General features: G+C 67.0%; 19 protein-coding genes. 8 read left to right on the forward strand and 11 right to left on the reverse strand.

All coding sequences use genetic code 11. The features are described from left to right. Positions 1-75 precede the first annotated feature (75 nt). The 6 genes from AC1D14_RS01705 to AC1D14_RS01730 all read right to left on the reverse strand — a co-directional run bounded on the left by AC1D14_RS01705 (position 76) and on the right by AC1D14_RS01730 (position 5,807). Entirely contained in the window at positions 76-822 is a 747-nt protein-coding gene (locus AC1D14_RS01705; protein ID WP_476967967.1) for a phosphoribosyltransferase, read from the reverse strand. 141 nt (positions 823-963) lie between these two features. Continuing rightward, a complete protein-coding gene (locus tag AC1D14_RS01710) occupies positions 964-1,791 on the reverse strand; it encodes an alpha/beta fold hydrolase (RefSeq protein ID WP_230117044.1) in 828 nt (275 codons plus the stop codon). Between the two features lie 4 nt (positions 1,792-1,795). Continuing rightward, positions 1,796-2,125: a biotin/lipoyl-containing protein gene (locus AC1D14_RS01715; protein WP_011692407.1), complete on the reverse strand. Its 330-nt coding sequence runs from the start codon at positions 2,123-2,125 to the stop codon at positions 1,796-1,798. Next, the gene (locus AC1D14_RS01720) at positions 2,118-3,167 is read right to left on the reverse strand and encodes an alpha-ketoacid dehydrogenase subunit beta (RefSeq protein WP_476967968.1); all 1,050 of its coding nucleotides are present in this window, start codon (positions 3,165-3,167) and stop codon (positions 2,118-2,120) included. The genes AC1D14_RS01715 and AC1D14_RS01720 overlap by 8 nt, the downstream gene beginning before the upstream one ends. Next, positions 3,160-4,197 (reverse strand): thiamine pyrophosphate-dependent enzyme, encoded by a 1,038-nt coding sequence (locus AC1D14_RS01725; protein WP_476967969.1) that lies wholly within the window; start codon positions 4,195-4,197, stop codon positions 3,160-3,162. The genes AC1D14_RS01720 and AC1D14_RS01725 overlap by 8 nt, the downstream gene beginning before the upstream one ends. Positions 4,198-4,388: 191 nt before the next feature. Then, positions 4,389-5,807, reverse strand: coding sequence for an amino acid permease (locus AC1D14_RS01730; RefSeq protein WP_476967970.1), 1,419 nt, complete (start codon positions 5,805-5,807; stop codon positions 4,389-4,391). 175 nt (positions 5,808-5,982) lie between these two features. On the opposite strand from AC1D14_RS01730, the gene AC1D14_RS01735 reads away from it, so the two are divergent. From AC1D14_RS01735 to AC1D14_RS01760, 6 genes are all read left to right on the forward strand, one after another. Then, a complete protein-coding gene (locus tag AC1D14_RS01735) occupies positions 5,983-6,468 on the forward strand; it encodes an Lrp/AsnC family transcriptional regulator (protein WP_230116872.1) in 486 nt (161 codons plus the stop codon). 143 nt (positions 6,469-6,611) lie between these two features. Next, positions 6,612-7,322, forward strand: a complete 711-nt coding sequence (locus tag AC1D14_RS01740) for an NUDIX hydrolase (RefSeq protein ID WP_476874727.1) — start codon at positions 6,612-6,614, stop codon at positions 7,320-7,322. Further along, a complete protein-coding gene (gene nadA / locus AC1D14_RS01745; RefSeq protein ID WP_230116871.1) occupies positions 7,319-8,629 on the forward strand; it encodes a quinolinate synthase NadA in 1,311 nt (436 codons plus the stop codon). Before AC1D14_RS01740 ends, nadA begins: the two co-directional genes overlap by 4 nt. A gap of 18 nt (positions 8,630-8,647) precedes the next feature. Further along, entirely contained in the window at positions 8,648-10,324 is a 1,677-nt protein-coding gene (gene nadB / locus AC1D14_RS01750) for an L-aspartate oxidase (protein WP_476967971.1), read from the forward strand. Next, positions 10,317-11,189 (forward strand): carboxylating nicotinate-nucleotide diphosphorylase, encoded by an 873-nt coding sequence (nadC, locus tag AC1D14_RS01755; RefSeq protein WP_230116869.1) that lies wholly within the window; start codon positions 10,317-10,319, stop codon positions 11,187-11,189. The genes nadB and nadC overlap by 8 nt, the downstream gene beginning before the upstream one ends. A gap of 7 nt (positions 11,190-11,196) precedes the next feature. Continuing rightward, positions 11,197-12,360 carry a cysteine desulfurase family protein gene (locus tag AC1D14_RS01760; protein WP_476967972.1) on the forward strand — a complete coding sequence of 388 codons (1,164 nt, stop codon included), beginning with the start codon at positions 11,197-11,199 and terminating at the stop codon, positions 12,358-12,360. A gap of 23 nt (positions 12,361-12,383) precedes the next feature. On the opposite strand, the gene AC1D14_RS01765 is transcribed toward AC1D14_RS01760, so the two are convergent. From AC1D14_RS01765 to AC1D14_RS01775, 3 genes are read right to left on the reverse strand one after another with little or no spacing between them, the layout of a single operon-like run. Continuing rightward, a complete protein-coding gene (locus AC1D14_RS01765) occupies positions 12,384-12,893 on the reverse strand; it encodes a GtrA family protein (protein WP_476967973.1) in 510 nt (169 codons plus the stop codon). 36 nt (positions 12,894-12,929) lie between these two features. After that, positions 12,930-13,787: a fumarylacetoacetate hydrolase family protein gene (locus AC1D14_RS01770; protein WP_476967974.1), complete on the reverse strand. Its 858-nt coding sequence runs from the start codon at positions 13,785-13,787 to the stop codon at positions 12,930-12,932. Positions 13,788-13,805: 18 nt separating this feature from the next. Then, positions 13,806-14,468: a DUF1684 domain-containing protein gene (locus AC1D14_RS01775; protein ID WP_230116865.1), complete on the reverse strand. Its 663-nt coding sequence runs from the start codon at positions 14,466-14,468 to the stop codon at positions 13,806-13,808. A gap of 107 nt (positions 14,469-14,575) precedes the next feature. Between AC1D14_RS01775 and AC1D14_RS01780 the strand changes: the two genes are divergently transcribed. Both AC1D14_RS01780 and AC1D14_RS01785 read left to right on the forward strand, forming a co-directional pair. Next, positions 14,576-15,367: a hypothetical protein gene (locus AC1D14_RS01780; protein ID WP_230116864.1), complete on the forward strand. Its 792-nt coding sequence runs from the start codon at positions 14,576-14,578 to the stop codon at positions 15,365-15,367. Between the two features lie 74 nt (positions 15,368-15,441). Then, positions 15,442-16,248: a transglutaminase-like domain-containing protein gene (locus tag AC1D14_RS01785; protein ID WP_230116863.1), complete on the forward strand. Its 807-nt coding sequence runs from the start codon at positions 15,442-15,444 to the stop codon at positions 16,246-16,248. Positions 16,249-16,311: 63 nt separating this feature from the next. Here the strand turns inward: AC1D14_RS01785 and AC1D14_RS01790 are convergent, their stop codons facing one another. Both AC1D14_RS01790 and AC1D14_RS01795 read right to left on the reverse strand, forming a co-directional pair. Then, positions 16,312-16,776, reverse strand: coding sequence for a MarR family winged helix-turn-helix transcriptional regulator (locus AC1D14_RS01790; protein ID WP_230116862.1), 465 nt, complete (start codon positions 16,774-16,776; stop codon positions 16,312-16,314). After that, positions 16,776-17,924, reverse strand: a complete 1,149-nt coding sequence (locus tag AC1D14_RS01795) for an LLM class flavin-dependent oxidoreductase (protein WP_230116861.1) — start codon at positions 17,922-17,924, stop codon at positions 16,776-16,778. The genes AC1D14_RS01790 and AC1D14_RS01795 overlap by 1 nt, the downstream gene beginning before the upstream one ends. Between the last annotated feature and the right edge of the window lie 13 nt (positions 17,925-17,937).

The following is a 17,937-nucleotide window of genomic DNA, read 5'->3' on the forward strand; positions in this document are numbered from 1 at the left end:
CTTTTCCTAAACAGTCAGTTCGCATATGCGGGCCCGGGCCGGCGGTCCGGGCCTGCACTTGATTCGGTTGTCCGCTCAGGCGTTCGCGCCCTGCAGCAGGCTAATGGCGTCGTCGTCGGTCAACTGTTCAAAATGCCGGTAGAAACTTCCCACTGCCCGGAACTTTCCCGGGAGGTGGAGGCACAGGACGTCGCAGACCCGCGACAGGGACTTTTCGGCCTCGATTGAACCCACCGGCGCGGCCGCGACCACACGAGAGGCGCCGGCCGCGCGGACTGCCTCGACCGCCGCCCGCATGGTGGCTCCGGTGGCGAGGCCGTCATCGACCAGCAGGACCGTCTTGCCGCGGAGTTCCAGCTTGGCACCGGGGTAGGCGTCGACGCGGCGGAGCAACTCATCGCGTTCACGGCTCTCAACCCTGTCCAGCCATTCCTGCCGGACGCCGTTCTCCAGGACACGCTCCACGAGGGGCCTGTTGAGAAGCCGGACAATCCTGGCAGCTTCGGCCGCTCCGGCGTCAGCTCCGCTGCCGGCCGCTCCAGCCCCTGGTTCCAACGGCCCGGAATCGGCACCGCCGCCGGCCGCGACGGCGGCCGTGAACGCCAGGGCGCCGAAGGCAGTCTCCTCGTGGCCGGGGATGCCGAGCTTGCGGACCAGGACAGCGCCGTACGGAAGGCGGAGGACTTTGGCTGCTGCGGCGGCCACGGGAATGCCGCCGCGCGCGAGCCCGAGCAGCACGGTGTCCGGTTGCCCGCGGAACTGCGGGAGTGCGGCGGCCAGCCGCTCGCCAGCTTCCTCCCGGTCTTCAAAAACCATGCCCATGGATTCCTCTTACGGTGTCTCCGCCCTCGATTCCAGCCTACCGCCCGGTTGACGGCCCAAGGAGGTCAAAAAGAGGGGAGGTTAGGAGACATAAAGCTGCCGCACGCCGGCCGTCCGTTCCGGGACAGCCAGCCGGCACAGCTAGCTGCCGAGGAATCCGATGGCTGCCTGTTTGAAGACTCTGCTGGTCACGGCATTGGTATGGTTCCGGCCCGGCAGCACGAGCTGCTCGGCCATGGAACCCACTTTGGCGGCCAGTTCCGCAAGCTGCGGCATGGAAGCGGCGCGGTCGTCATTTTCGCCGGCCACCAGCAGCATGGGCATGTGCGGCACGGCCTCAGCGGGGTCATAGGGTTCACCCTTGATGGCCTCCACCAAAGACAGCAGCGCGAAGATGTTGTTGCTCGGCAGTGCCTGGGCCATTTTGAGGAGCCCGGCCGTGGACCCGTCGCCGATGGGTGTACCGTCCGCCAGGTAATGCTGGGCTGCAACGAGGTCGAATTCCGCCAGCGGGTCAGCCATATTAGGTCCGCCAAGGACCAGCCGGTGCACGATCTCCGGCTGCGTGGCGCCGAATTCCCAGGCGAGCCGGGAACCGAGCGAGTAGCCGATCAGGTCGAGGCCGCTGGCAGGGTCACCTGCCTGCACAGGCCGAACACCGGCGTCGAACGCAATCTGCAGGAGATCCGCGCGGATCCGGCTCGGCGAGTAGGAGTCCATGTCTTCCGGGGCGCCGCTGCGGCCGTGACCGGGCAGGTCCACCGTGATGACACGCCGGCCGGCGTCCAGGAGGGCGGCGAGCCAGCCGCTGTCCTCCCAGTTCAGCTTGCTGGAGGACGAGAAGCCGTGGATCAGCAGGATGGGGCGGAGGCCGGCGTCGGTCTTGGGCTCATGCACAGCGACATACAACTGGGGATCGGTGCCCTCCACGGTGTGGGAGTGCTGTTCGCCGGTGTGTCTGCCGCTCATCATGTCAGTCCTCATCAAGTACGGCGCTCAGGCGGACCCGGCGCTTCGGTGCCTCTTCCTTCGGGACCGTGCCCACGATGCCGGCGGTGTTGTCCGGCACCTCAAACACAATCAGGGGCTCGCCGACATTGATCCTGTCGCCGGGCCCGCCGTGGATACGCACCACTTTACCTGCCTGCGGACTGGGCAATTCAACTGCTGATTTGGTGGTTTCCACCTCGACGAGCGGCTGGTTGCGCTCCACCTGGTCGCCGGGGGAGACCAGCCATTCCAGGACGGTTGCTTCGATCAGGCCTTCGCCCAGATCCGGCAGCGGGAAGGAAATTTCAGCCACGTCGGTACTCCAATACTCGCTGGATGCCGAAAAGAATCCGGTCAATGTTGGGAATGTATTCGTCTTCGAGGTCCCCGGATGGGTACGGAACGTCGAATCCGGTGACCCGCTCCACGGGGGCCTTGAGGGTGTCGAAGCAACCCTGGGTGATCAGTTGGGCCACTTCGGCCCCCAGGCCGGAGGTCAGCGGCGCTTCATGGACGACGACGGCGCGCCGCGTCTTCCGCACGGATGCCACCAGGGCGTCGGCGTCGATCGGTTTGAGCCAGCGCAGGTCCAGGACCTCAATGTCGATCCCGTCCTCGGCAGCGAGCTCGGCGACCTGCAGGCAGCGGGCCACCATGGCACCCCAGGCCACGAGAGTCAGGTGACGGCCTTCCCGCTGAACCTTGGCACCTGTGGGGGAGCCGCCGTCGGCTGTATCGACGTCGCCCTTCTGCCAATAGCGGGATTTGGGTTCCATGAAGATCACCGGATCCGGCCGCGTGGCGGCGTACTTGAGCAGGTGGTACGCCTCGTGCGGGTTCGACGGCGAGACCACCTTGAGGCCCGGGACGTGCGCGAAGAGCGCCTCGAGGCTTTCGCCGTGGTGTTCCGGGGCGCGAATGCCACCGAAACTCGGGACCCTCAGCGTGATGGGCATCGGCAGGGTGCCCCGGCTGCGGTAGTTCATCCGCGCGATTTGGCAGACGATCTGGTTGATGGCAGGGTAGGCGAAGCCGTCGAACTGGACCTCGGGGATGGGGTGGAAGCCGGCCATCGCGAGACCCACTGACATACCCAGGATGCCTGATTCGGCCAGCGGGGTGTCGAAAACCCGGTTTTCACCATGCTTTGACTGCAGCCCGTCCGTGATGCGGAAGACCCCGCCCAGCCGGCCGCAGTCCTCGCCGAAAATTACCGCCTTGGGGTTCTCGGCGAGGACCTCGTCGAGGGCGCGGTTCAGCGCCTGCTGCATGGACATCACGACTGTTACGTTGCCGGTAGCTGATTCAGTCTGCCGGAATCCGGCGGTTTCGCCTTCGAGAATCGAGTTAGACATGTTCTGACTCCTCGCGCCAGCTGGCGGCCTGGGACTGCAGTACGGGGGTGGTTTCCTGGAAGACCAGGTCAAACATTTCACTCCCCGGCCGCGGACCGAGCGCTTCGAGGCCTGCGCGGATGTCTTCAGCTTGGGCGGCCGCGGAGGCCTGCGCCTGGGCGAAGAACGGTTCGTCCGCCAGGCCTTCGGAAAGCAGCCGCGCCCGGAAGCGGCGCAGCGGGTCCTCGCCGGCGCCGTCGCGCTCCTCGTCGAGCGAGCGGTAGCGTCCGGGATCGTCCGACGTGGAGTGCGGGCCGCGGCGGTAGGTCATGGCCTCGATGACCACCGGGCCGTTGAAGGCGCGGCAGTGTGCAAACGCCCGCCGGGTAGCGTCAAGGACGGCAACGACGTCGTTTCCGTCCACCTGAAGGGCCGGCATGCCGTAACCGGCGGCCCGGCCGGCAACGGAGCCGCCCGCAACCTGGCGTTCAGTGGGCACGGAAATGGCCCAGCCGTTGTTTTGGATGAAGAACACCACGGGGGCCTTCATCACGGCCGCAAAGTTCATCGCCTCATGGACGTCACCCTGCGACGAGGCGCCGTCACCGAAGTACGTCATTGCGACGCCGTCGCTGCCGTCCAGTGTCTGGCCGTGGGCCCAGCCAACAGCATGAAGCACGGAGCCGGCCACCACGGCCTGGATGGGGGCAAGGCGGGATTTCATCGGATCGTAGAGCCCGCCGTGCCAAGTTGCCTTGTGGGTGGACATGTACTCCACCATGTTGACGCCCATGGCGCGGGCGACCCCCATCTCGCGGTAGGTGGGGAAAACAAAGTCCCGGGAGGTGTCCACGGCGTACCCGCTGCCCACCTGGGCGGCTTCCTGGCCGAGTTCGGGCGCATAGCCGGGGATGATGCCCTGCCGCTGCCATGCGACAGCCGAGATATCGAGGTGGCGGACTGCGGTCATGAGCGAGTACAGCTCGCGCAGCTGGTCGGGAGTGGGCGGGGCAGCGGCGGTGCTGTCATCCGGCAGAGGCAGGGTGTCCATAGCTGTGACCCTAGTCACCCCGGACTGGCCCGGCAATCAGCGCGCCAGGCGCTGACCAGAGTGTCAATACTGCACAGCAGGATGCCGGCCTGGCTGCACAAACTGTGCAGCCAGGCCGGCATCTATAGGCCCGGCATCCACCGGCCCGGTATCCACGTGGCGGCCCCGCTCGGAACGGTGCGTGTTGCTGCTTACTTGGGGAGATTGGCGGTCGACGCGTCGCGGGAGGGGTCCGACTCCGTTTCAGGCTTCGCAGCGAACCGCGCTCCCAACCGGCAGGCGGCAGCGATGGCGCCGATCAGGAGAATCGTGCTGATCAGCTGGATCCGGCTGCTCTCGGCGCTGAAGCCCACGGCGAAGATCAGGCCCAGGAGCACGAGTCCGAATATCGTCAGGCCCGGAAAGCCCTTCATCCGCAGGGGCAGAGGCGTGCCGTCGCGGTCGGCCCGCCGGCGCAGGATCAGCTGGGACACCAGGGCCGTGCCCCACACGACGAGGCACGTGGACCCCACCAGCTGGAACAGTGCCGGCAGGATCCGTTCCGGGAACAGCAGCTCAAGCACGGTGGCAATGAAGCCGAACGCCACCGAGACGCCCACGGCAACCATCGGCACCTTGGCGCCGCTAAGCCCCGACAGGAAGCGGGGTGCCTCGCCGCGCAGGGATAGCGAGTACACCATGCGGGAGGCGCCGTACAGGTTGGCGTTGAGTGCTGAAAGAAGGGCGACGACGGCCACCAGGGTTATCGCTGTCCCGGCGCCGGGGATGCGGGCAGCGTCCAGAACGCCGGCAAACGGCGATGCGAGTGCTTCAGAGGTGGCCGGAAGTACTGCTGCAATAACGAACACGGAGCCGATGTAGAAGACGAGGATGCGCCACACCACGGTCCTGATGGCCGTGGTGACGCTGCGCTCCGGATTCTCTGTCTCGGCCGCGGCAACGCTGACGATTTCCGTTCCGCCAAAGGCGAAAATCACCACGAACAGGGCCGTCGCGATGCCGCCGAGGCCGGCCGGAGCGAAGTCGGAGGTGATGTTGACCAGGCCGGGGGAGGCTACATCGGGCAGGATTCCGGAGAGCAGCGCGCCCCCGATGGCCAGGAACAGCACAATGGCCGCGACCTTGAGGATGGCGAACCAGAACTCGAACTCGCCGAAGTTCTTGACCCCCGCCAGGTTGATGGCCGTAAACGCCACCATGAACGCGAGCGCCAGGGCCCAGACCGGAATGACGGGCCAGACGGAGAACAGCAGCCCGGCGGCCCCGAGTGCTTCCGCGGCAATGACCACCACCAACTGCAGCCACCAGAGCCAGCCCACCGTGGCCCCGGCGGTCTTGCCCAGGGCTTTCTCCGCGTAGACGGAGAAGGCCCCGCTGTTCGGGTTGGCAGCAGCCATTTCGCCGAGCGCCCACATGACCAGGATGATCAGGGTGCCCGCCACGAGATAGGAGATCAGGACGGCCGGGCCGGCGGCCTTGATGCCGGCCCCTGAGCCAAGGAAGAGCCCGGCGCCGATGGCGCTGCCCAGGCCCATCATGGTCAGCTGCCGGGGTTTCATGCTGTGGCCGAGGTGTACTGCCGGACGCTCTGCCGTGGACTTCATCGTCATGCCTGCGTACCTTCTTGGGGTCGTTTGGATAAAGGGGTCCTCGTGGGACCTTTTGAATTTACCGCCTCACGGGAGGCCTCGCAGTCTTGGCGCGTGAGACCATGGGTGCAGTTTGTGCAGTGAGTTGAATCAAATGCGGCGCTTTGCGCTGTCGGATGCCCCGAACGGAGACGACATGGCGAACGTGGATGCACTGGACGCCAAAATTGTGCGATTCTTCACCGATGCGCCCCGGGCTTCCGTGCTGGAGGCGTCGCGGATGCTCAGGATCGCCCGGGCCACTGTCCAGTCGAGACTGGACCGGATGGCGGCAAATGGTGTGATCGGATCGTGGGTTCCGCACCCGGACCCTTCCCATTTCGGGTTTCCCGTGGTTGCCTTCTGCTCGCTGACCATCAACCAGGACCTGGGCCACGATGCCGTGGTGGAGGCGCTCGCCGGGATCCCGGAGCTGATCGAAATCCATACCGTCTCCGGCAGTTCTGACCTGATGGCCCGCATTGCCGCGCGCTCGAACCCGGACCTGCAGCGCGTGATCGATGCCATGATCGCCACAAAGACCGTGCTCCGGTCCTCCTCGGTGATTGTCCTCAACACGCATTTCCAGGGCAGGACGCTTCCATTGCTGGAGGCCGTCGCCTCCGGAAGCGGAAATAGCTGACGGCCGAACAGCCACCGGCGCCGGCCGAAACATTTTGTCTGGAGTCGGGCGGGCCGTAGAATCAGTTTTAGTCATTGTGACTATAACTAACCGGGACGGTCAGCAGGACCCCCGGGAACGCAGCGAAGCGGGTGAAGAATACCGTGTACACCACCGCAGCCAATGTGGCCGAGCGCCAGACCGCTCCGCCGTCGCTGGCCATTTCCACGGTGATCTTCGCACTCCGCCCCAGCGAGGCCTCCGGACGTCCCACCCTTTGGCTCCCGCTGGTGCGGCGCATCCGCGAACCGTTCAAGGGCCTCTGGGCACTTCCAGGCGGCCCGCTCACGCACGCCGATTCCCTGCAGGACGCAGCCTCACGGAATCTCCGCGAAACCACCGGCCTGACGCCCAGCTACCTCGAGCAGCTCTACGCCTTCGGCGGTCTCCACCGCTCGCCGACCCAGCGCGTGGTGTCGATTGTCTACTGGGCCCTCGTCCAGCCCACCGAGGCCGCGCTGGCCGACGAATCCGAAAATGTCAGGTGGTTCCGGGCAGACAAGCTGGGGGACCTCGCCTTCGACCACAACGCGATTGTCGATTACGCGCTCTGGCGGCTGCGGAACAAGCTGGCCTACGGCTCGATCGCCTACCACTTCCTTGGCGGGTACTTCACCCTCGCCCAGGTCCGGGAGGTCTACGAAGCCGTCCTGGACACCCGGCTGGACCCGGCCAACTTCCGCCGCCAGATCAAAGCGACGCCGGAAATCGAAGAAACCGGTGAATATCTCCAGGGCGGCAAACACCGCCCGCCACGCCTCTACCGATTTACCGGCCGTCCAGGCCTTGACCCAGATAACAGGAGTACCCCATGAGCAGCGTCAACACAGCCGTCCAGCTGATCACGCGTCAACAGGCCGAGAAAGGCGCCGCAGCGGCCGCCGGCAGCACCTGCAGCCCGGCACTTGCCAAGGGCCCCTGGGACTATGACCTCGCGGAAGCCCTGGCCGGAACCCCCGCCTACGGTCCCGGAGCCTCCAGCGCCGATGTCGCCCCACCGTCCACCCCCCGGCAGGGCCAGCTCCCAGAGGAATACAAGCTCGCGGGCGATGCCGAACTCGACGCCCGCATCCGCGCAGCCAAGGCCACCCTCGGCGACCGCGCCGTGATCCTGGGGCATTTCTACCAGCGAGACGAAGTGGTGCAGTACGCCGATTTCGTTGGCGATTCCTTCCAGCTGGCCAACGCCGCTCTCACGAGGCCCGACGCCGAGGCCATCGTTTTCTGCGGTGTGCACTTTATGGCCGAGACTGCCGACACGCTGTCGAAGCCTGAACAGGCGGTCATCCTGCCCAACCTCGCCGCCGGCTGTTCCATGGCGGACATGGCGGACGCCGATTCCGTGGAGGAGTGCTGGGAGCAGCTGGAGGAGATCTTCGGCACCGAGCCCGACGCCGCGGGCCGGGTTCCGGTCATCCCCGTCACCTACATGAACTCGTCCGCCGCGCTCAAAGCCTTCTGCGGCAAGCACGGCGGCATCGTCTGCACCTCATCCAACGCCAAAACGGTCCTCGAATGGGCCTTCGAGCGCGGCCAGCGGGTCCTGTTCTTTCCGGACCAGCACTTGGGCCGCAACACCGCCAAGGCCCTCGGAGTGCCGGTGGAACAGATGCCCATGTGGAATCCGCGCAAAGAGCTCGGCGGCAACGACGAACAGGCCCTGCTGGACTCCCGTGTGATCCTCTGGCACGGGTTCTGCTCGGTGCACAAGCGTTTCAACGTGGCCCAGATCGAAAAGGCCCGCGTTGACTTCCCCGGCGTTCAGGTGATCGTGCACCCGGAATGCCCCATGGAAGTGGTGGACGCCGCCGACTCGGCCGGCTCCACGGACTTCATCCAGAAGGCCATCGCCGCAGCGGAGGAGCCCACGGTGTTCGCCATCGGCACCGAGATCAATATGGTGAACCGCCTGGCGGCCCAGTACCCGCAGCACACGATCTTCTGCCTCGACCCGGTGATCTGCCCTTGCTCCACCATGTACCGCATCCACCCGGGCTACCTGGCCTGGGTGCTGGAGGAGCTCGTCGAAGGCCGAGTGGTCAACCGCATCACCGTGGATGACGCGGTGCAGGAAAATGCCAGAATCGCCCTCGAGCGCATGCTGGCCGCCAAACCCCAATGACACCGAGGTGAGCCAAGCATGACTAAGCCCAGCGCAACAGCGGCATCGGGCCGCCACCGGCTGATCGTCGTCGGCAGCGGCATCGCCGGCCTCTACGCCTCGCTGCTTGCGGCAGACGCGGGAGTCGACGTCGTGCTGCTGACCAAGGGCGCGCTCGCGGACAGCAACACGTACTACGCCCAGGGCGGCATTTCGGCCGTTCTCGATGAACCGTCACCGGGGGACACCGTGGCGGCACACATCGCCGACACGCTGAAGGCTGGCGCCGGCCACTGCAACCCGAACGCTGTGCGGGTGCTCTGCACCGAGGCGCGCAGGGATATCGCCGGCCTGGAACGCTTCGGCGTGCGCTTTGACATGGACGACGACGGCGATCCCGCCTTGGGCCTCGAAGCCGCCCACTCTGCGCCGCGCATCCTGCATGCGGGCGGTGACGCCACAGGTGCCGGGATAGCCAACGCACTGATCTGCGCTGTGCTGGCGGCCCAGGCCACCGGAAGGATCCGCCTGCTGGGCCATGCCCGCACCACTGCCCTGGTCCAGTCCGGCCGGCGGGTGACGGGCGTGGAGTACCTGCACGACGGGCAACTGAAGACCGTCAGGGGCGACGCCGTGCTGCTCGCAACCGGCGGCGCCGGACAGCTCTTCGCCCAGACCACCAACCCCTCCGTTGCCACCGCGGACGGACTGGCCCTGGCGTGGCGCGCCGGAGCCGCCGTGGCCGATCTCGAGTTCTTCCAGTTCCATCCCACCTGCATGGTCCGCACCGCCCAGGCGGCGGAGTCGGAAGGCAACCAGGACCCGCTGCTGATCTCCGAGGCTGTCAGGGGCGAGGGCGCCATCCTCGTGGACGCCGACGGCAGCCGCTTCATGCCGGCGTACCACGTCGATGCAGAGCTGGCTCCCCGGGACGTCGTCTCCCGCAGTGTCGCCCTGCACCTTGCAGCGCTCGAGGACCCGAACGGCCACGTGTACCTCGACGCCCGCGTGATCGAGGACGCCCGGGGAGCAGGCTTCCTGGAGAAGCGCTTCCCGACGATCTCGAAGCGCACGCGGGAAGCGGGCATTGACTGGACGCGGGAACTGGTCCCCGTGGCGCCCGCCGCGCACTACTGGATGGGCGGCGTGTCCACCGACCTGCACGGCCGGACCACCGTCCCGGGACTCTACGCGGCCGGCGAAGTTGCATGCACCGGGGTCCAGGGCGCCAACAGGCTGGCCAGCAACTCGCTCCTCGAAGGGCTGGTCTTCGGACGGCGGGCTGTCGAAGCGTTCCTGGGCGGCGACGTCGAATCGGACCCAGGCCGGCCCACCAACTCTTCCCCTGAGTCGCACGCGTGGGAGTTCGAAGCTACGCCGGACCCGGGGCCGTTCTCGCGTGGTGCCCTGCGGCGGCTGATGACGGCGAACGCCGGGGTGTTGCGCACCGGTGGGCAGCTGCGGGAGGCGGGTGCCGCCCTTGCGGCGTGGGCCGCCGTCGTGCGTCCTGAAAAGGTGACCGAAGCGGAGGATCCCCGCGAGCATGAGGACGCCAACCTGCTGCTTGCCGCCCAGTTACTGGTCCTTGCCGCGCGGGAACGGCGCACCTCGCTGGGGGCGCACTACCGCGATGACAGCATGCCTGATGAAGCCCCGGCGGAAGATATTGACAACCGATACAGAATGACCCCGAAAGCGAGCCTCGTCCATGACTAGCCTGACCCTCCCAGCAACACCTGTCCGGGAGATCCTGGCGCGGGCCTTCTCGGAAGACGCACCCAACGGCGATATCACCTCGCAGCTGCTGATTCCGGCGGAAGCCCGCGCAACCGCCGTGCTGAATGCCCGCGTTCCGGGCGTCTTCAGCGGCGGAACCGTGTTCCGCGACGCGATGCTGCTCATCGACCCCGACACTGAGGTGGAACTGCTCGTAGCGGACGGCCAGGCGTTCGACGCCGGGACCCACCTTGCACGGGTCAGCGGACTTGCGCGCAGCGTGCTGCTTGCGGAGCGAGTGGGGCTGAACCTCGCCCAGCGGATGAGTGCCATCGCTACCCGGACGGCCGAGTTCGTCAGGCTGGTGGACGGCACGAAGGCGCGGATCACCGATACCCGCAAGACCACCCCGGGCCTGCGGGTCCTCGAACGTTACGCGGTGCGGTGCGGCGGCGGGGCGAACCACCGCTACAGCCTCTCAGACGCCGTCCTTGCCAAGGACAACCATCTGGCCGTGATGACCGGCGGCGATCCGGAAAAGCTCACCAGCCTCCTGGCGGCCGCCAAAGCCCAGCTGGGCCACACCACGCATTTCGAGGTGGAGGTGGACAGCGCAGAACAGATCGAATCTGTCCTGGCCGCGGGCGTGGACACCATCATGCTGGACAACTTTTCCCTTGAGGACCTGCGGGCCGGCGTGCAGCAGGTAGGGGGCCGCGCCGTGGTGGAAGCAAGCGGCAACGTCAACCTTGGAACCGTCGCCGATATTGCGGCGGCCGGGGTGGACGTCATCTCCGTTGGTGCCCTGACCCACAGCGTCACTGCGCTGGATCTCGGCCTGGACGTTGAGCTGACAGTCAGCTGATCCGGCCATGATCTTCCTCGACGCAGCAGCCACCACGCCCGTCCGGCGCGAAGCGCTGGACGCCATGTGGCCTTTCCTAACCGGCGAGTTCGGCAATCCGTCGAGCCACCATTCGCTGGGTGACGCCGCCACGCGGGCCCTCGACGAGGCCCGCAAGGCAGTGGCGACGGTGCTGGGCTGCCGGCCCGGGGAAGTGACTTTCACCTCTGGCGGCACGGAGGCGGACAACCTGGCGGTCAAGGGGATAGCCCTGGCCCGGCAGGCCGCGGACCCGGCCCTGAACCGGGTGGTGATCAGCGCCGTCGAGCATCCTGCCGTTGAGGAATCCGCACGGTACCTGGAGCGCTTCCACGGCTTCAGCGTCGACGTGGTGCCCGTGGACCGTTATGGAACGGTGAGTCCTGAAGCGCTGGCTGCCGTCCTTCGGCCCGAAACTGCCCTTATCAGCGTCATGTACGCCAACAACGAGGTGGGCACGGTTCAGCCCGTGGCCGCCCTCGCGGCGTTGGCCCGGGAGCGCGGGATTCCGTTCCACACGGACGCGGTACAGGCTGCAGGGTGGCTGCCCGTGGACGTGAAGACCCTCGGCGTGGACGCCCTGACCATTTCGGGGCACAAACTCGGTGCACCGAAAGGCTGCGGGGTCCTTTTCGTGCGGGGCCGGACCCGGACCGAGCCCCTGGTCCACGGTGGCGGCCAGGAACGCGGACGGCGATCCGGCACGGAAAACGTGGCCGGGGCTGTTGGCCTGGCCACCGCGCTCACCCTGGCCCACGCCGAACAGGGGGCGCTCGCGGAACGGGTGGCCCTGCTCCGGGACGCGTTCATCGCTGCGGTGCTGGACGGTGTTCCCGGCGCTGTGCTGACAGGTCATCCTGTGGAGAGGTTGCCGTCTGTGGCATCCTTTTGCTTCCCGGGAACCAGCGGCGAATCCGTGCTCCTGGAGCTGGAGCGCCAGGGTGTGCTGTGCTCCAGCGGCTCGGCCTGCGCTGCGGGATCCGACGCACCGTCTCCCGTGTTGCTCGCCCTCGGCGTCGGAGCCGAGGTTGCCCAGACTGCGGTCCGGTTCAGCTTTGCGTCCTCCGTGACCCAAGCGGATCTTGAGGCTGCCGCCGTCGCGGTGCGGACCGCCGTCGGAAGCGTCCGCACCCTGGGCCGCGTTCCCCAGTAAGTAACAGCTGACGCCGTGCATGGCTAGCGGTGGCGGGCGCGGCGGAAGATCCAGTGCCTGAGCATGGTGAACCTGACGGCGGTGGCCAGGAAACCGGAAAGCGTGGTGGTCCACAATTCATCGGCCACCGTGGCGTCAGGCCGGAGCCAGTGGAGAACGCCGAGGCTGCCACCGGTGATAACCAGGGCCACGACGATCAGGACCAGGCCGTTGAGGTGGTCGTGGGCCTTCCTGCGCTGGTCCGTGATTTTGAACGTCAGCCTGCGGTTGAGCGCCGTGTTCATGACTGACGTGATGATCAGCGCGGCGGCGTTGGCGGGCTGCGGACCGATCCACGGCCGGAGCAGCGCGTACAGGGCAAGGGACGTCGCAGTGCATACGATGCCCACGCCCGTGAAACGGATGAGCTGGCGGATGACGGGGTACCGCAGAATTCCCCGGTAGTGCCTGGTGGCCGGGAACTGCCGTGCCGATTCCGTCCGCCGGGTCGGTCGCGTCTGCGGCTCGGCAACGGGCGGAGCGGACGATTCCATCGCTCCAGCCTGCCACATCAGCTCGAGCCTGCCACATCAGGCGGGCGAATGCGCCGCTCTGACCGGGTTGGTAAGTTCGCCGATGCCGCCGACCCTGCACGTGACGGCGTCGCCCGGCTCCAGGCGGGCGGTAGCTGCCGGGAAACCGGTGAGGACCAGGTCGCCGGGATGCAGGGTCATGAATGAACTCAGGTAGACCAGAATTTCGTCCACCTTCCAGCCGAGGTCCGCGGTGCTTGCCGGTGTCAGTTCCGCGCCGTTGTGGACAATGCCGATGGGCAGGTCCGCGTCATCGAGCCCTGTCACGATCCAGGGGCCGGCCGGCGTGAAGGTGTCCTGGCTCTTCGCGCTCAGCCAGAGGTCGTCAGACTTCTGCAGGTCCCGGGCAGTGACATCGTTGCCGATCGTGAATCCCAGGATGGCGGTCCGGGCGTTTTCGAGCGTCAGGCCTTTGGCCGTGCGGCCGACGACGACCGTCAGTTCCGCTTCCGGCTCCACCAGCCCGACGCCGGCGGTCAGCTCAATTGCGTCGCCGGGGCCGATGACGCTGGTGGCGGCCTTGTGGAAAGCCTGGGCGGGCAGGTCCCGGCCGGCCCTGCCGGTGTTGTGGGCCATGCCCAGCACGTTGGCCGGCACGCTGGGGGCCAGGAACTCGAACTCCTCCTGCGGCACGGTGGCCCCCGGCTCCCAGCCCGTCCGCGGAGTGCTGCTCGCGTTGGCGGGCGAGCCCGTGAAGGGGGTATCGATGACCGTCCACTGCCTGCCGGCGTCGCTGGCGAAGTCGGCGGCAGAGTTGGCAACGAAGAACTGCTCGCCGGCGGAGTGGGCCGGGCTGTCGGTCGCAGTGGAGAGCGGGCGGACGCGTGCAATCCGCCGCGTGGGAGCTGGAGTCATCCAGCCATCGTAGTGAACCTAGTACAGTTCGCCCACCGGGATGTCGACCGCCAGGCGGTTCGAGGGGCCGGCGAGCGGGCAGGCCCAGGCCTCGTTGTAGGCGCACGACGGGTTGTAGGCGAAGTTGAAGTCCAGCACGAAGGGCGCATCAGGGCCTGAACCGCGCACGCCGTGGAAGGCGCCCTTGATCGTGTCCAGAAGGTACCTGCCTGCGCCGTAGCTGCCGCCGGGCTGGCCTGCCGTGGCATCGCGGAAGGGAACGAATATGCCCCCGCCGTAGCCAATGAGCTTCCAGACCGCCAGCTGTCCCATCTCCGGGAGGTCGAACGTTCCCAGCCTGACGAATCTAACCAGACCGTCGGTGCCGGTCTCGACGTTCATTTCCCGGCCGGCGCCCTCCTTGGTCAGGGGCACGTGGAAACGGTAGATGGGATCGTAGTCGGCTGTCTTGAGGCCGCCGAAACTCGCCTTGGCCTCCGCTGTGAGGGCGGACGCGGGGTGCGTGCCGAACATCCGGTCCCGCTCCTGCCGCCAGTACGCATGCGCTTCCGCAGGGTTGTCCGACGCGATTCTGCGGACAGTGTCGTATAAGGCAAACGTGCGCAGCCGCCAGTCAGCGATGTCGACGGCGGACATGCCCGCCAGGGTCTTCTCTGCCGCGTCCAGCTCGTGTTCCGCCATGCCCCCCAGCCTAGTCCTCTTTACGGACCCGGAAAGCCCGGGGTCAGCCTGCGAAACACGGGGATCGAAGACCCCGGGCGGAGCCCTGCCGCGGCTAGGCTGGAGGCATGACAGGGATGACAGTCTCCCGCGGGAACCGCGTGGCCGCCGTCGCGGTGCTTGCTGCGGCGCTGCTGGCAGGTTGCAGCTCCGCAGGCAAAGGCGCACCGGTCTGGACCGTGGAGCCCGGCGGCGGCAGCGCGGCTCCCGGAGCAACGCCGGGAACAGCCACTTCCTCTGCCACCGCTTCGGGCGGCCCGTCAGCGAAACCCGGGGCGACGGCGTCGGCGTGGAAGGTCTTCACCGACCCCGCCAAGAAGATCAGCTTCGAACTTCCCCAAGAATGGATCGCCCAGTCGGTGGAGGCGGACAAGGGAACGCTGCCCGGCGCGGTGAAGGTTGAGGTCAAGGACGCGGCGGGGACCTATCTCGCCACGCTCCGGACCGGACTGCCGGATGCCGCTCCGGCCACGTGCGCCCCGGCCGCCCGGAAGTCCTACGTTGTTGTCAGCAGCGTCCCGGTGGAGCTGCCCCACAGCGGGGGAGAGGGCACGATTTCCCCGCATGTGGTGTTCAGGGTGCTTCAGGGCTACCGGTTCTTCGGCTCGTACGGGATCACCAACCTGGTGGGTGGAGCCGACTCCAAGACCTGCCAGCTGCAGAACGTGGTCCGCGGACTGGAAGGCAAGGGCAACTACTCCTTCAGCGATGTGGGCTCGCTGAAGTCGTTCGCACCGGACGAGACGGTGGCGCCGGCCAAGGCCTTCGACACCCTGGACCAGGCTGCCGACTACGTGAACGGGGGCTCGGAATTCGCCAATGTCCAGCGGATGCTAATGTCTCTGGAGATCAAGAACTAGTCCGCTGCCTCCGGCACACCCACCGGGTTCGCAGCCGCGACTGACGTCCGCTGTCCTCACACCCCCGGAGAAACATGGAACGCACTGTGGCTGCCCGACTGGTCTTCAAGACCGTGGCCGATACCAAAGTGGCGCTGGCCATTTCCGTGGCCAGGAATCCGGGCTACAGCTCCCTCGACGAGACTCTTTCGGTGACAGCCGGGGACGGGCCCGTTCCCCTGACGGAGCTGTCGGACCACCACGGCGGCAGGTTCCACTACATGGAGTTTGCCGATCCCACGGAAGTAACCGTGGAATACTCGGCCACGGTCGTGGGGTTCGCCGAGCCGGAAGAGGCCTCCCTCATGGAGCTCATCCGCTACGTCCGCCCCAGCCGCTACGCGGAATCGGACCGGCTCCTCCCCACGTCCTATGCCGAGTTCGGCGGTCTTCAGGGAGAAGAACTCCTCCACGCCGTGCGCAACTGGGTATTCAGTGAACTCCGGTACGTCAGCGGCTCGTCCCGCGGAACCGACGGTGCCGTGGAAACCCTCCTGAACCGCCGCGGAGTGTGCAGGGACTATGCCCATCTGGCCATCTCGCTGCTCCGCGCCAAGAATGTTCCCGCGCGGCTTGCCGCGGTGTACGCCCCGGGTCTTTCCCCGATGGATTTCCACGCCGTGGCGGAGGCGCACATCAACGGCGCCTGGCAGGTGATCGATCCCACCGGCCTTGCGCCCAGGGAAGCGATGCTGCGCATCACCGCCGGCCGAGATTCCTCAGACACGGCCTTCCTCTCCACCGTGGGCGGCAGCCTGGCGCTGCGGGAGATGCGGGTCACCGCTGTGGTGAACGGCGAACTGCCGGTCGACGACCCGGACAAGCTCGCCGTCATCCGCTAGGGACTGTACGGCCCACCGGGAAGTACAGCGCCCGCGGCCCGCTGGCACCTGCCGGCGGCGGCCCTAGCGCGGCAACGAGGTGCGCAGCTTCTCGGTCAGCCTCAGCAGTTCCCGCTGCTCCGCAGCCGTCAGCGCCGGCGAGACCAGCTCAGCGATTTCCCGGACGTGCTCGCGGCCGATCTGCTTTTGCAACTGCGCCCCCTGGTCCGTGAGTTTCACCAGGACACCGCGGCCGTCGCTGGGAGCCGGCATCCGCTCCACCAGGCCGCGCTTTTCCAGCCGCTCAACCAGCCGGCTGAGGCTCGACTGGCTCAGCAGCACGTTGTCGTTGAGCTCGTTCAGGCGAAGCCACCCGGAGGGGCACCGCGACAGCGTGAACAGGACGTCGTATTCATTCACGGCCAAGTCCTTGAACGCAGGCCCGGACTGCAGCCGGCGCATCACGGCAACCTGGGCACGGAACAGGGATTCCCAGGTCTCGGCAGCCAGCCTGACCGGCGAGGCGGCCGGGGCAGTCCGGGCGGGCATCACGCCTCCAGCGCGGAGGACGCGGAGGAAGCTGCAGCCTGGCCGGCTTCGGAGTGCGAGGCCGCGTCCTGGGCTGCCATCCGTGCAGCGACCCGTCCGGCATGCGTGGGCGGATCCGGAACATGGGCCGGCGTCAGGGCGGCGTACTCCTTGCGCAGCACGGGCAGGACTTCTTCGCCGAACAGGTCGAGCTGCTCGAGGACCGTCTTGAGCGGCAGGCCGGCGTGGTCGATCAGGAACAGCTGGCGCTGGTAGTCGCCGAAGAACTCACGGAAGGTGAGGGTCTTCTCGATGACTTCCTGCGGGCTGCCCACGGTCAGCGGGGTCTGCGAGGTGAAGTCCTCAAGGGACGGGCCGTGGCCGTAGACCGGGGCGTTGTCGAAGTACGGCCGGAACTCCTTGACGGCGTCCTGCGAGTTCTTCCGCATGAAGAACTGGCCGCCGAGGCCTACGATCGCCTGGTCCGCCTTGCCGTGCCCGTAGTGCTCGTAGCGTTCGCGGTACAGGCCGATCAGTTGCTGGTAGTGCTCCTTGGGCCAGAAGATGTTGTTAGCGAAGAAGCCGTCTCCGTAGTAGGCCGCCACCTCCGCGATCTGGGGCGTGCGGATGGAGCCGTGCCACACAAAGGGGGCTACGCCGTCGAGCGGGCGCGGCGTCGAGGTGAAGTTCTGCAGCGGCGTGCGGAACTTGCCTGACCAGTTGACGGTGTCCTCGTCCCAGAGCCGGCGCAGCAGGCTGTAGTTCTCGATCGCGAGTTCGACGCCGTCCTGGATGTTCTTGCCGAACCAGGGGTAGACAGGCGCGGTGTTGCCCCGTCCCAGCACCAGGTCCACGCGGCCGTCGGCGAGGTGCTGCAGCATCGCGAAGTCCTCGGCGATCTTGACCGGATCGTTCGTGGTGATCAGCGTCGTGGCCGTGGAGAGCGTGATGCGCTCGGTCTGCGCGGCGATGTACGCCAGCGTGGTGGTGGGTGAGGAGGAGAAAAACGGCCGGTTGTGGTGCTCGCCGATGGCGTAGACGTCCATACCGATTTCTTCGACCTTCCGGGCGATCGCCACCGACGCCTTGATGCGCTCATTCTCGGTGGGGGTACGGCCCGTGGTGGGGTCCTGGGTGATGTCGCTGACGCTGAATACGCCGATCTGCATGATGTGCCTTCCG

This window comes from Arthrobacter sp. P1_B11, assembly GCF_056406715.1.